The organism is Allocoprococcus similis, from assembly GCF_054660775.1.
Genome location: NZ_BAAHSG010000001.1, coordinates 74,802 through 87,646 on the forward strand (window position 1 = coordinate 74,802; position 12,845 = coordinate 87,646).

The 12,845-nt window shown below is 40.7% G+C and carries 25 protein-coding genes; all 25 read right to left on the reverse strand.

Annotated features, from left to right (window positions below; all coding sequences use genetic code 11):
• Positions 1-116: 116 nt before the first annotated feature.
• Entirely contained in the window at positions 117-1,076 is a 960-nt protein-coding gene (locus ACYQ5K_RS00390; RefSeq protein WP_008372575.1) for a DNA-directed RNA polymerase subunit alpha, read from the reverse strand.
• Between the two features lie 146 nt (positions 1,077-1,222).
• Positions 1,223-1,816, reverse strand: coding sequence for a 30S ribosomal protein S4 (gene rpsD / locus ACYQ5K_RS00395; protein WP_022220185.1), 594 nt, complete (start codon positions 1,814-1,816; stop codon positions 1,223-1,225).
• Positions 1,817-1,842: 26 nt separating this feature from the next.
• Positions 1,843-2,238 carry a 30S ribosomal protein S11 gene (gene rpsK, locus ACYQ5K_RS00400; protein ID WP_008372572.1) on the reverse strand — a complete coding sequence of 132 codons (396 nt, stop codon included), beginning with the start codon at positions 2,236-2,238 and terminating at the stop codon, positions 1,843-1,845.
• A 41-nt stretch (positions 2,239-2,279) separates the two neighbouring features.
• On the reverse strand, positions 2,280-2,648 hold the full coding sequence (rpsM, locus tag ACYQ5K_RS00405) for a 30S ribosomal protein S13 (protein WP_022220186.1): 369 nt from the start codon (positions 2,646-2,648) through the stop codon (positions 2,280-2,282).
• Positions 2,649-3,100: 452 nt separating this feature from the next.
• Positions 3,101-3,214: a 50S ribosomal protein L36 gene (gene rpmJ, locus ACYQ5K_RS00410; RefSeq protein WP_005339020.1), complete on the reverse strand. Its 114-nt coding sequence runs from the start codon at positions 3,212-3,214 to the stop codon at positions 3,101-3,103.
• Between the two features lie 119 nt (positions 3,215-3,333).
• The gene (gene infA, locus ACYQ5K_RS00415; RefSeq protein ID WP_004607275.1) at positions 3,334-3,552 is read right to left on the reverse strand and encodes a translation initiation factor IF-1; all 219 of its coding nucleotides are present in this window, start codon (positions 3,550-3,552) and stop codon (positions 3,334-3,336) included.
• Entirely contained in the window at positions 3,553-3,813 is a 261-nt protein-coding gene (locus ACYQ5K_RS00420; RefSeq protein WP_173687309.1) for a KOW domain-containing RNA-binding protein, read from the reverse strand.
• A 19-nt stretch (positions 3,814-3,832) separates the two neighbouring features.
• Positions 3,833-4,597 (reverse strand): type I methionyl aminopeptidase, encoded by a 765-nt coding sequence (gene map / locus ACYQ5K_RS00425; protein ID WP_173687308.1) that lies wholly within the window; start codon positions 4,595-4,597, stop codon positions 3,833-3,835.
• A gap of 3 nt (positions 4,598-4,600) precedes the next feature.
• Positions 4,601-5,245 (reverse strand): adenylate kinase, encoded by a 645-nt coding sequence (locus ACYQ5K_RS00430; RefSeq protein WP_173687307.1) that lies wholly within the window; start codon positions 5,243-5,245, stop codon positions 4,601-4,603.
• Between the two features lie 86 nt (positions 5,246-5,331).
• Positions 5,332-6,684 (reverse strand): preprotein translocase subunit SecY, encoded by a 1,353-nt coding sequence (gene secY / locus ACYQ5K_RS00435; RefSeq protein ID WP_173687306.1) that lies wholly within the window; start codon positions 6,682-6,684, stop codon positions 5,332-5,334.
• Positions 6,684-7,124: a 50S ribosomal protein L15 gene (rplO, locus tag ACYQ5K_RS00440; protein ID WP_008372558.1), complete on the reverse strand. Its 441-nt coding sequence runs from the start codon at positions 7,122-7,124 to the stop codon at positions 6,684-6,686. The genes secY and rplO overlap by 1 nt, the downstream gene beginning before the upstream one ends.
• Positions 7,125-7,146: 22 nt before the next feature.
• Entirely contained in the window at positions 7,147-7,329 is a 183-nt protein-coding gene (gene rpmD, locus ACYQ5K_RS00445) for a 50S ribosomal protein L30 (protein WP_008372557.1), read from the reverse strand.
• Positions 7,330-7,342: 13 nt separating this feature from the next.
• Complete coding sequence (gene rpsE, locus ACYQ5K_RS00450) at positions 7,343-7,852, reverse strand: 30S ribosomal protein S5 (RefSeq protein WP_055297548.1); 510 nt, start codon at positions 7,850-7,852, stop codon at positions 7,343-7,345.
• A 15-nt stretch (positions 7,853-7,867) separates the two neighbouring features.
• Positions 7,868-8,236, reverse strand: coding sequence for a 50S ribosomal protein L18 (gene rplR / locus ACYQ5K_RS00455; RefSeq protein ID WP_008372552.1), 369 nt, complete (start codon positions 8,234-8,236; stop codon positions 7,868-7,870).
• Between the two features lie 19 nt (positions 8,237-8,255).
• Positions 8,256-8,798, reverse strand: coding sequence for a 50S ribosomal protein L6 (gene rplF / locus ACYQ5K_RS00460; protein ID WP_173687305.1), 543 nt, complete (start codon positions 8,796-8,798; stop codon positions 8,256-8,258).
• 132 nt (positions 8,799-8,930) lie between these two features.
• Positions 8,931-9,332 (reverse strand): 30S ribosomal protein S8, encoded by a 402-nt coding sequence (rpsH, locus tag ACYQ5K_RS00465; protein WP_008372548.1) that lies wholly within the window; start codon positions 9,330-9,332, stop codon positions 8,931-8,933.
• Positions 9,333-9,351: 19 nt separating this feature from the next.
• The gene (locus tag ACYQ5K_RS00470) at positions 9,352-9,537 is read right to left on the reverse strand and encodes a type Z 30S ribosomal protein S14 (protein WP_008372546.1); all 186 of its coding nucleotides are present in this window, start codon (positions 9,535-9,537) and stop codon (positions 9,352-9,354) included.
• A gap of 13 nt (positions 9,538-9,550) precedes the next feature.
• Positions 9,551-10,090, reverse strand: coding sequence for a 50S ribosomal protein L5 (gene rplE, locus ACYQ5K_RS00475; RefSeq protein ID WP_008372545.1), 540 nt, complete (start codon positions 10,088-10,090; stop codon positions 9,551-9,553).
• Between the two features lie 23 nt (positions 10,091-10,113).
• Entirely contained in the window at positions 10,114-10,425 is a 312-nt protein-coding gene (gene rplX / locus ACYQ5K_RS00480) for a 50S ribosomal protein L24 (protein ID WP_022220190.1), read from the reverse strand.
• A 12-nt stretch (positions 10,426-10,437) separates the two neighbouring features.
• Positions 10,438-10,806, reverse strand: a complete 369-nt coding sequence (rplN, locus tag ACYQ5K_RS00485) for a 50S ribosomal protein L14 (protein WP_008372541.1) — start codon at positions 10,804-10,806, stop codon at positions 10,438-10,440.
• Positions 10,807-10,842: 36 nt separating this feature from the next.
• On the reverse strand, positions 10,843-11,097 hold the full coding sequence (gene rpsQ / locus ACYQ5K_RS00490) for a 30S ribosomal protein S17 (RefSeq protein WP_022220191.1): 255 nt from the start codon (positions 11,095-11,097) through the stop codon (positions 10,843-10,845).
• 29 nt (positions 11,098-11,126) lie between these two features.
• A complete protein-coding gene (rpmC, locus tag ACYQ5K_RS00495; RefSeq protein WP_008372537.1) occupies positions 11,127-11,333 on the reverse strand; it encodes a 50S ribosomal protein L29 in 207 nt (68 codons plus the stop codon).
• On the reverse strand, positions 11,323-11,760 hold the full coding sequence (rplP, locus tag ACYQ5K_RS00500) for a 50S ribosomal protein L16 (RefSeq protein ID WP_008372535.1): 438 nt from the start codon (positions 11,758-11,760) through the stop codon (positions 11,323-11,325). Before rplP ends, rpmC begins: the two co-directional genes overlap by 11 nt.
• Complete coding sequence (gene rpsC, locus ACYQ5K_RS00505) at positions 11,760-12,416, reverse strand: 30S ribosomal protein S3 (protein WP_008372532.1); 657 nt, start codon at positions 12,414-12,416, stop codon at positions 11,760-11,762. The genes rplP and rpsC overlap by 1 nt, the downstream gene beginning before the upstream one ends.
• A gap of 11 nt (positions 12,417-12,427) precedes the next feature.
• Complete coding sequence (gene rplV, locus ACYQ5K_RS00510; RefSeq protein ID WP_008372530.1) at positions 12,428-12,814, reverse strand: 50S ribosomal protein L22; 387 nt, start codon at positions 12,812-12,814, stop codon at positions 12,428-12,430.
• Positions 12,815-12,845 lie beyond the last annotated feature (31 nt).

The following is a 12,845-nucleotide window of genomic DNA, read 5'->3' on the forward strand; positions in this document are numbered from 1 at the left end:
GGCATGCACCTTCGGTCTTACTGCGGATATGCCATCTGGTTATGCTTTCATCGGGCTTACTAGCCAGATCGTGTGTCAGTGTTTCTGCCTGTATTCACATGCGAAACGGGAACTTCTTATTCGTCTCCCTGGCTGAGTTCAAGACCAAGTTCTTTTAATTTAGCAAGAACTTCTTCAAGAGATTTACGTCCAAGGTTACGAACTTTCATCATATCTTCTGATGTTCTGTTTGTAAGTTCTTCTACAGTATTGATTCCTGCTCTCTTCAGACAGTTGTATGAACGAACAGAAAGTTCAAGTTCATCAATACTCATTTCAAGAACTTTTTCTTTTTCATCGTCTTCCTTTTCAATCATAACTTCCGCTGACTGAGCAACTTCAGAAAGATCAATAAAGAGCTTGAGATGTTCATTTAATACTTTTGCAGCAAGGCTGACTGCTTCATCCGGTGCAAGAGTACCATTTGTATAAACATCAAGTGTGAGTTTATCATAATCGGTAATCTGTCCGACACGAGTATTCTGAACTGTAAGATTTACACGCTCAACCGGTGTATAGATAGAGTCGATCGGAATCACACCAATCGGCATATCTTCTGTCTTATTCTTATCAGAACCTACATATCCTCTTCCCTTTGTGATAGTCAGTTCCATATAAAGCTTGCTGTCTGCACCACCGTTAAGTGTAGCGATTACAGTTTCCGGATTCATGATTTCAATATCAGAATCTGCCTGAATATCAGCAGCTGTAACTACGCCCTCTCCCTCAAATTCGATGTAAGCTGTCTTCGGCTCATCTGTCTCGGAAGAATTCTTAATTGCGAGTGTTTTTAAGTTCATGATAATTTCAGTTACGTCTTCCTTTACGCCCGGAATAGAACTGAACTCATGCAATACTCCGTCGATTTTAATCTGGCTGATTGCAGCTCCCGGCAGAGAAGAAAGCATAATTCTTCTCAGAGAGTTTCCAAGTGTTGTACCATATCCTCTTTCGAGTGGTTCTACAACAAATCTGCCATACTTCTTATCATCTGAAATCTCTGCAATTTCAATATTAGGTTTATTAAAATCAAACACTATTTTAGTCCCTCCTTATGGGTTTTTGTATGTTGAGGGTGTCAGTTTTTGTCCTGTTTTCGATAAAAAACAGGATATTTCCTAACAGAACCTTAACGAACCCAGAAATCAGGTCCGTTAAGTATTGCATTTTATATAAATGCGTTCTATTTAGAATATAACTCGACGATCATCATTTCGTCAACTGGAACATCGATTGCTTCACGAGTAGGAAGTTCTTTAACTGTTCCTTTCAGGTTTTCGATATCTGATTCAAGCCATTCCGGAACAAGACGTCCGCCTGTAACTTCTACGATATCTTTGTATCTCTGTGAAGACTTTTTGCCTTCTTTGATTTCGATTACGTCACCAGCTTTGATGAGGTAAGAAGGGATGTTAACCTGTTTTCCGTTAACAAGAACCTGTTTGTGATCAACGATCTGTCTTGCTTCACGTCTTGTTCTTGCAAATCCAAGACGGAATACTACGTTATCCAGTCTTGATTCAAGAAGAACCATCAGGTTTTCACCTGTCATTCCGCTCATCTGATCTGCTTTCTTGAAGTAGTTCAGGAACGGTTTTTCTAATACACCATAGATGAATTTAGCTTTCTGTTTTTCACGTAACTGAAGACCATACTCGCTCATTTTTCTATTGGATCTCTTTAACTGTCTGTTAGACTTTTTATCAATTCCAAGATATACCGGATCCATTCCAAGGGAACGGCATCTTTTAAGAACCGGGACTCTATTTACTGCCATGTTCGTATCCTCCTATAATAATTCGACTAGACTCTTCTTCTCTTCGGCGGGCGGCATCCATTGTGTGGTACCGGTGTTACGTCTCTGATGCTTGTTACATCAATTCCGCATGCCTGAAGAGCACGGATTGCTGCTTCTCTTCCTGAACCTGGTCCTTTTACGAATACGTCTACTGATTTAAGACCATGCGGCAGAGCTGCTTTAGCTGCTGTTTCAGCTGCCATCTGAGCTGCGTATGGAGTAGATTTTCTTGAACCTCTAAAACCAAGACCACCGGCACTTGCCCATGATAAAGCATTTCCCTGTGCATCTGTCAAAGTAACGATTGTATTATTGAAAGATGACTGGATATGTGCCTGTCCGCGTTCAACGTTTTTCTTGACACGTTTTTTTGTCACTTTTTTTGTAACTTTCTTAGCCATTTAAACTAACCTACACTTTCCTTATTTATTATTTGTCGAAATTATTTCTTCTTGTTTGCTACTGTTCTCTTAGGACCTTTTCTTGTTCTTGCATTGGTCTTTGTCTTCTGACCACGAACCGGAAGTCCTTTTCTGTGACGGATTCCTCTATAGCATCCGATTTCCTGAAGTCTCTTGATGTTAAGAGCGATCTCTCTTCTAAGATCACCTTCAACAGTCTGAGTTTCATCGATCACTGCACTGATCTTTTTAACTTCGTCGTCTGTAAGATCTCTGCAGCGAGTATCAGGATTAACTCCTGCTTCTGCGAGAATACGGGTTGCACTTGTTCTTCCGATTCCATAGATATAAGTCAATCCGATTTCTACACGTTTGTCTCTTGGTAAATCTACACCTGCAATACGAGCCATTTGTGATTTCCTCCATTTTCTTTCTTTTTTTGGTTTCACATTGTCCTATAATGAGGCTGCGGGCATCCCGTTATCAAAAAGAGCCCTACCGGACTTTTCAAAATGTATCCAATGCCTCAGATACGTCCGATATCCCAGCCCAGATGCGGTTCGGTATCCGCATCCTTTCCGGCAACCGATCTCTCGGCTAATGACCGCCGGTTTTTAAGCAATATACTAGAAACCACTTGCCCGTGGTGTTCATGTATATTAAATAGTGGATAGCGCTCTACACACACCCTGGCGTATCCTCTATCAGCCGCCTAATTAAGTTTACATAAATCTGTCTTTCGCTGCTCCGTGCGCCTAAGTTCCTCTGTCGCCTACGGCTCGTCGTCACTAAGGCTTGGGAGCGGCTTTTACACTAAATTCAAGCTGCGCCTGAAGGCTTGCTTTCATTAAGTGTAAAATGCCTATCCCTGACGCTGTTTATGTTTCGGATTCTCGCAGATAATTCTGACGCTTCCTTTTCTCTTGATAACTTTGCATTTTTCGCAAATCGGTTTTACTGATGATCTAACCTTCACGTCAAATCCTCCTTTCATACCTTGCCTGGTCTGCATTTTCCCCCTGTGCGCAAAAAAAGTCCTTCGCACAGTTCGCATAAAATTATATCACCTGGCTTTTGGTTTTGTCAAGTAATATTTTATTTATCTCTCCAGATAATTCTTCCTTTAGATAAATCGTATGGTGACAGTTCCAGAGTAACTTTGTCACCCGGTAAAATTTTGATAAAGTTCATACGCAGCTTTCCGCTGATATGAGCAAGTACCTGATGTCCATTTTCCAGTTCTACCTGAAACATGGCATTCGGAAGTTTTTCTACTACTGTTCCTTCGATTTCAATTACATCTGCTTTAGACATTTATTTGTCCTCCTTCTTTTCTGACATCTTATATTCTTTTAATATCCGTTTCAGCTTTACATCATCCGCTTCGGAAATCTCATGTTTTTCTCTAATGAGCTGTACATGTTTCTTTTTCTTTTTCTTTGGACTCTGAAGCGTTTTCCTCTCCCCGTCTGCAAGATATGTATACTGTTCATCCAGTCCGACGATCACATATACCTTATCTTTATCATGACCGGCCAGAGATTTCGCAAGCATTCCTGTTTCCCATCTATCCATTTTCTGTTCCTCTGTTCTGTTATACATTTCCATCTGCAATCGACAGGATCTTCGGTTCGTCTTTTGTGATCAGAATTGTATTTTCATAATGTGCTGATGCTTTTCCGTCTGCCGTCACCACTGTCCAGTTATCACTCATCCAGCGGATCCGCTCAGTTCCGAGATTGATCATCGGCTCAATTGCCAGTGTCATTCCGGCTTTCAGTTTCGGTCCTCTTCTTCGCATCTGGAAATTCGGAATCTCCGGTGACTCATGAAGACCGGTCCCTATTCCATGTCCGCACAGTTCCCTGACAACACCGTATCCAAAGCTTTCCGCATACTCACCGATCGCTCTGGATATATCATATAGATGATTGCCTTCTTTTGCGAACTTTATTCCTTCGAAAAAGCTTTCCCGCGTTACATCGATCAGTTTCTGAAGATCCGGTCTGATCTCGCCGACAGCATGTGTCCTCGCAGCATCAGAATGGTAACCTTTGTAGATCACTCCTGCGTCCAGGCTCACGATATCACCTTCTTTTATGATATGCTTTGCTGACGGGATCCCGTGAACGATTTCATCATTTACAGAAACACAGATAGACGCCGGATATCCATTGTAATTCAGAAAAGAAGGTTCGCAGCCATAGCTGCGAATAACTTCTTCACCTAATGCATCGATATCCAGTGTACTCATTCCTGGTTTTAATGCCTTCTCCAGTTCCTTATGTACGATCCCCAGAATCCTTCCGGCTTCTGTCATCAGTTCAATTTCTCTTTCTGATTTAATCGTAATCGGCATCTGTTACTCTCCTAATATAGAAACAATGGCTCCGAATACATCTTCCATATCCACTGTTCCATCAACGCTTTTCAGAATTCCCGCTTTTGTATAATAATCGATCAGCGGCTGTGTCTGTTCATGATATACATGCAGTCTCTTTTCAACTGTCTCCGGTTTGTCATCATCACGAAGGATCAGTTCTCCTCCGCAGACATCACAGATTCCGTCTTTCTTCGGTGCTGCATATACAAGATGGTAAGTTGCGCCACATCCTACGCATGCGCGTCTTCCACCCATACGCTTTACAATATTTTCGTCCGGAACATCTACATCGATTGCATAGTCCATCTTCTGTCCCTTCGCTTCCAGTGCCTTATCAAGCGCCTCAGCCTGTGGAATTGTACGTGGAAAACCGTCCAGTACATATCCCTTCGTACAGTCATCCTGACTCACACGGTCTACAACCAGATCTACGACCAGTTCATCCGGAACAAGAAGTCCCTGATCCATATAAGTCTTCGCTTTCTTTCCAAGTTCTGTTCCGTTCTTAATATTTGCGCGGAAAATATCTCCTGTTGAAATATGAGGAATTCCGTACTTAGCGGCAATTTTTTTTGCCTGTGTACCTTTTCCTGCACCAGGAGCACCTAACATAATGATTTTCATTTTACTATTCCTCCTTCAAATGTCATAATGGCAAAAGAGCCCGTTGTCTTTGATTATACTCTAAAAGACAACGGGCTACAATTGTTTTAATATCCAAGAAAACTATTTTTCATAGATTTTCCTTTGACATTCAAAAATCCTGTGTAATTACGAACGAGCATCTGAGACTCAATCTGTTTGAGTGTCTCAAGAACAACACCGATGATAATGATCAGGGAAGTTCCACCGAATGATACATTCGCTCCAAACACACCATTGAACACAAACGGAATTACCTGTACAATTACAAGTCCGCATGCACCAATAAAGATAATATAATTCAATATCTTATTTAAGTAGTCCACAGTAGGTTTTCCTGGTCTGATACCTGGGATAAATCCACCGCTTTTTTTCATATTATTTGCAATTTCCAACGGGTTAAAAGTAATGCTCGTATAGAAATATGCAAAGAAAATCGTAAGTACGATATATACTATAAGTCCCCAGGAATAGTAAATCTTATCCGGATTACACCAGTTTCCTGAACTTAAGCCTCTGAGGATTTCACTTCCGATGCCTTTTCCGTTGCCCTTGCCCATAAATGAAGCAATAACAACCGGGAACTGCATAATAGATGAAGCGAAAATAACCGGAATTACTCCGGCGGTATTAACCTTCAGCGGAATGTTCGTTGACTGTCCACCTACTGATTTTCTTCCCTGTACTTTCTGCGAATACTGAACCGGAATTCGTCTCTCCGCATCCTGAAGTATTACCGTAAATACTACAAGTACGAGAATGATTGCAATGATAATGATCGCTGCAAGTCCTCCACTGGCAAGACCTTTGCCACTGATGAACTTCTCATACAGTGAAGTCATATCACTTGGAATACGTGATAAAATGTTAATGAGCAGGACGATAGAAATACCATTTCCCACTCCTTTTTCTGTAATTCGTTCCCCGATCCACATAAGGAATGCAGATCCTGCAGTTAATGTAAGAACTACAATTGCAGCATTTACAAAATTGAACTTTTCCAGAAGTCCCTGACGTCCAAATCCGACAGCCATAGCAGTAGATTCGATCAGAGCAAGCACAACTGTCACATAGCGAGTTAATGCAGTAAGCTTCTTCCTTCCATCTTCTCCTTCTTTCTGCATTTCCTCAAGTTTCGGAATTGCAATCGTAAGAAGCTGGATGATAATGGAAGATGTGATATACGGGGTAATACTCAATGCAAAGATGGACATTGTCTCAAACGAACCACCGGTGAAAGCGTTAAAGAAGTTAAACGAATCACCGGTCTGGTTCGCAAAGAAATTCTGAATATAGGTCGGATCAACTCCCGGTGTCGGAAGCTGAGATCCGAGTCTTACTACAAACAACATTGCAAGGGTATACAATATTTTTCTCCGTATGTCTTCAATCTGAAATGCTTTACGGAATGTTTGTAGCATTAGATCACCTCTGCTTTTCCACCAACAGCTTCAATCTTTTCTACAGCACCTGCGCTGAATGCATTTGCCTGAACAGTAAGCTTTTTGGTTAACTCTCCATTTCCAAGAATTTTAACACCATCTCTGGCATGTTTTACGATTCCTGCTTCAATCAGAGTTTCAACTGAAACTACTGCATCGTTGTCAAATACTTCGAGAGCACTGACATTGATTCCAACGATTTCCTTAGAGTTTCTGCAAGTGAAACCTCTCTTAGGAATACGTCTGTATAATGGCATCTGTCCACCTTCGAAACCTGGTCTCGGAGCTCCGGAACGAGCTTTCTGACCTTTGTGTCCCTTACCAGCAGTCTTACCATTTCCTGAGCCGTGTCCACGACCTCTTCTGAAATTATCACTATGTTTTGATCCGTCAGCCGGTCTTAAATTAGATAAGTCCATTGTGACACCTCCTATCTAAGATTTATGCTTCTTCTTCTACTTTTACCAGATGTCTTACCTGCTGAACCATTCCTCTGGTTGCAGCGTTATCCGGAAGGACAACTGTCTTATTAACCTTCTTAAGGCCTAATGCTTCTACTGTTCTTCTGTGTTTCGGAACAGCACCGATTGTTGATTTTACTAATGTGATTTTTAAATTTGCCATTGTAATCTCCTCCCTAGCCTAAGATCTCTTCTACAGTTTTACCGCGAAGTTTAGCTACGTCTTCTGGAGCTTTCAGCTGACTTAAACCTTCGATAGTAGCAAGTACTACGTTCTGTTTATTGTTAGATCCGAGAGATTTTGTACGGATGTTCTTGATACCTGCAAGTTCGATTACGGCACGAGCCGGTCCACCTGCGATAACACCAGTACCTTCCGGAGCTTTCTTCAGAAGTACAGAAGCACTTCCGAATTTTCCAATATAATCATGTGTAATACTTTCATTTTCATCTAAAGTAACTTTGATAAGTTTCTTCATAGCATCTTCTTTTCCTTTGCGGATTGCTTCCGGAATTTCAGCTGCTTTTCCTAAACCTGCACCAACATGGCCGTTTCCGTCGCCAACAACTACTAAAGCTGTGAATCTCATGTTACGACCACCCTTAACAACTTTGGTAACACGTTTGATTGATACTACTTTTTCGGTAAGTTCTAACTGATTAGCATCAATACGTTCCTGTTTCATGTGTCCGTCCTCCTTCTAGAAATTCAAACCAGCTTCTCTTGCTGCGTCTGCTAATGCTTTGATTTTTCCGTGATAGATAAATCCTCCTCTGTCAAATACAACAGAAGTGATACCTTTCTCGATTGCTTTCTTTGCAATTACTGTTCCAAGGTATGCTGCTGCTTCAACGTTGTTGGTTTTTTCCAGTTCAGCTTTCACATCTTTCTGAAGAGTGGAAGCGGAAACCAGAGTGTTTCCAACTGTATCGTCAATAATCTGAGCATACATATGATTATTACTTCTAAACACAGCGAGACGCGGTCTTTCAGCTGTACCACTGAAACGGTTACGCAGTTTTCTATGTTTATTTACACGAACTTCGCTTCTTGATTTCTTACTAACCATTTGTTCACACTCTCCTTACTTATTTTTTACCAGTTTTACCAACTTTACGTCTGATAACTTCATCAGCATATTTGATTCCCTTGCCCTTATAAGGTTCCGGTCTTCTCTTATCTCTGATTTCAGCTGCGTACTGGCCAACTTTTTCTTTACTGATTCCCTTAACGATGATTTTGTTCTGTCCGTCAAGAACAGTTTCGATTCCTTCCGGATCTTCCATCTCAACCGGGTGAGAGTATCCCAAATTCAATGTTAATTTGTTTCCAGATTTGGAAGCTCTGTAACCTACACCGTTTACTTCAAGAACTTTTTCATATCCTTCAGTAACACCGATTACCATGTTGTTGATCAGTGTTCTTGTAAGACCATGAAGAGATTTCATCTTCTTGAGATCGTTCGGTCTTGTTACGATAACTTCTTCGCCTTCTTTTTTGATTTCCATTTCAACTGGAAGTTCTCTTACGAGAGTTCCCTTAGGACCTGTTACAGTCACTACATTGTTCTCTGCGATTTCAACAGTTACGCCTGCCGGGATCGCTACTGGATGTCTTCCGATACGTGACATACCCTTTACCTCCTACACTTACATTTTCGGAACAGCACCTTTTGGCTGCTCTGTTTTCAGTTGCAATTTATTGAGTATCGAATGAAATCACAGAAACATGATTCCATTCGTTTTCTCCATTTTATCTGGTTATTACCATACGAAGCAAAGAACTTCTCCGCCTACGCCGAGCTTTCTTGCTTCTTTGTCTGTAATCACGCCCTGGTTTGTAGAGATGATTGCAGTTCCAAGTCCTCCAAGTACTCTCGGAAGTTCGTCTTTACCAGCGTAAACACGAAGACCTGGTTTAGAAATCTTTTTGATTCCAGAAATAACTTTTTCGTTCTTATCTGCACCATATTTTAATGTGATGCGGATTGTATTGAAGTTTCCTTCTTCAACGATATCATATTTTGTGATGTATCCTTCGTTAACAAGAATGTCAGCGATAGCAATCTTCATCTTTGAAGCCGGAACATCTACTGTATCATGTTTTGCAGTGTTTGCGTTACGAATTCTTGTAAGCATATCTGCAATTGGATCACTCATAGTCATTGTGGATTATCCTCCTTTTCTACCAACTTGCTTTCTTTACGCCCGGAATTTCACCTTTGTATGCCAGTTCACGGAAGCATACACGGCAGATTCCATATTTTCTTAAATATGCATGTGGACGTCCACAGATTCTGCAACGATTATATTCTCTAGTAGAGAATTTCTGTTTGCGCTGCTGTTTCAGTTTCATTGCTGTCTTTGCCATGAAAATTTCCTCCTTATTTTGTGAATGGCATGTTGAACTGTGTTAACAATTCACGTGCTTCTTCGTCTGTGTTAGCAGTTGTTACGAAGATAACATCCATACCTCTAACCTTATCTACTTTATCATATTCGATTTCCGGGAAGATAAGCTGCTCTTTGATACCAAGAGCGTAGTTACCTCTTCCGTCGAATGCGTTCGGATTAACTCCTCTGAAGTCACGTACACGAGGCAGTGCAAGGTTGATGAGACGATCAACGAACTCATACATCTTTTCTCCTCTTAAAGTAACTTTGCATCCGATAGCCATTCCTTCACGGATCTTGAAGTTAGCTACTGAATTTTTAGCTCTGGTCAGAACTGCTTTCTGTCCAGTGATCTTTTCCATATCAGCTACAGCTGAGTCTAATGCTTTTGCATTGTCTTTTGCTTCGCCAACGCCCATGTTGATAACAACTTTGTCGAGCTTCGGCACTTCCATAATATTCTTATAACCAAATTTCTTGATCATTGCGTCAATGATCTCGTTCTGGTACTGTTCTTTAAGTCTACTCAAAGCCTTTGACCTCCTTCCTAGAACTAATCAATTACTTCGCCTGTTGATTTTGCAACACGTACTTTTTTGTCTCCATCAAGTTTGAAGCCTACTCTTGTAGCTTTTCCCTTGTGAACATACATTACGTTAGATGCATCGATCGGTCCTTCCTGATGAAGGATTCCACCTTCCGGATTAGAAGCGCTTGGTTTAGCATGTTTTGTTCTCATGTTAACGCCTTCTACCAGGACTGTACCGTTTTTCTGATCTACTGCGATTACTTTGCCTTCTTTGTCTTTATCTTTTCCAGCGATAACTTTAACGGTGTCGCCTTTTTTGATCTTCATTGTTGACATACTCGAACCTCCTTACAGTACTTCCGGAGCCAGTGAAACAATTTTCATAAACTGTTTCTCACGAAGTTCTCTGGCTACAGGTCCAAAAATACGAGTTCCTTTTGGGTTTTTGTCATCTTTAATAATAACAGCAGCGTTTTCATCGAATCTGATGTATGATCCATCTTTACGACGAGTGCTGTTTACAGTACGAACAACTACAGCCTTAACGACATCACCTTTTTTAACAACGCCGCCTGGTGTTGCATCTTTAACCGAAGCAACGATTACATCACCGATAGCTGCATATCTTCTTGTAGAACCGCCTAATACACGGATACAGAGTAATTCTTTAGCACCTGTATTATCTGCTACTTTTAATCTGCTTTCTTGCTGTATCATGCAGGTAAACCTCCTTATACTTTTATCAAAGTCAAATTATTTAACTTTTTCTACGATTTCAACAAGTCTCCATCTCTTATCTTTAGATAACGGTCTTGTCTCCATAACTTTTACTCTATCACCAATATTGCATTCATTATTTTCATCATGCGCTTTCAGTTTGTAAGTTCTTTTTACGATCTTATTGTAAAGCGGATGTTTTACATGGTCTTCTACTGCAACGACGATTGTTTTGTCCATCTTGTTGCTTACAACCTTACCAACTCTCGTTTTTCTCAGGTTTCTTTCCACGGTTATACTCCTTTCTGAATATCACCTAATTAAGCATTCTGGCTTTTTTCTGTGATCACTGTCTGGATTCTTGCGATATTCTTTCTTACTTCTTTGATTCTGCTTGTATTATCTAACTGATTTGTTGCGTTCTGGAATCTCAGATTGAAGAGTTCCTTTTTAGCAGCTACTAATTCTTCATTTAATTCTGCAACAGATTTTGCTTTTAAATCTTCTACAAATGTCTTAATTTTCACTGTTATCACCGCCTTCTAAGTCTGCACGAGAAACGATTTTACATTTACATGGTAATTTGTGCATAGCAAGACGTAATGCTTCTTTCGCAACTTCTTCAGGTACTCCTGCAAGTTCGAACATTACACGTCCTGGCTTAACTACAGCTACCCAGTATTCAAGAGTTCCTTTTCCAGAACCCATACGTGTCTCAGCCGGTTTCGTTGTTACTGGTTTATCAGGGAAGATCTTGATCCAAACCTTACCACCACGTTTGATGTAACGTGTCATAGCGATACGGGCAGCTTCAATCTGGTTAGATCTGATCCAACATGGTTCCATTGCTACAAGACCATATTCACCGTTTGTGATCTTGTTTCCTCTTAATGCTTTACCTTTCATGGAGCCACGGAACTGTTTTCTACGTTTTACTCTTTTTGGCATTAACATTATTTATCGCTCCCTTCCTTACCTGCCTTTGTTGGAAGTACTTCGCCTTTGTAAATCCATACCTTAACACCAACTTTTCCGTAAGTTGTGTCTGCTTCAGCGAAGCCATAGTCAATGTCTGCTCTCAGTGTCTGAAGCGGAATAGTTCCTTCGCTGTAGAACTCTGTACGAGCCATATCAGCTCCGCCGAGACGTCCGGATACGGATGTCTTAACACCAAGTGCTCCTGATTTCATAGTTCTTGACATGCAAGATTTCATTGCACGACGGAAGGAAATACGATTTTCCAGCTGCTGTGCGATGTTTTCAGCAACGAGCTGAGCATCTTTGTCAGGTCTTTTTACTTCTTTGATGTCAACGATAACTTTCTTATCTGTCATTTTCTGAAGTTCAGCTTTTACTTTTTCGATCTCAGAACCGCCTTTACCGATTACAACACCCGGTTTAGCAGTATAAACGATGATCTTAACACGATCAGAAGCTCTTTCGATTTCAATCTTAGAAACTCCTGCGCTGTATAATTTATTCTTCAGAAATTTTCTGATTTTATGATCTTCTACTAAATAGTCAGCAAAATCTTTTTCTGCATACCATTTAGAGTCCCAGTCTTTGATAACACCGACTCTTAAGCCATGAGGATTAACTTTCTGTCCCATTATTGCCCTCCTTATCTTTCATTAAGCACAAGTGTAATATGACTCATTCTCTTTTCGATTCTGTAAGCTCTGCCCTGTGCTCTCGGTCTGATTCTCTTCATTGTTGGTCCTTTATTTGCGTAGCATTCCTCAATATAAAGGTTTTCAACACTCATACCGTTGTTATTCTCAGCATTTGCGATAGCTGATTCCAATAATTTCTTTATAATGCTTGAAGCGTATCTTGGATTGTATGTTAAAATACCAAGCGCTGTTGTTACATCCTTACCTCTGATGGCATCTAATACGAAGCATGCTTTCTGAACAGAAACTCTGGCGTAAGATAACTTAGCTGAAGGTCTGGTGTCCTTGTTTGCATTTCTTTCTCTCTTAATTTGACTTCTATGTCCTTTTGCCATGGGATGAAACCTCCTTTCAATACGTTAAATA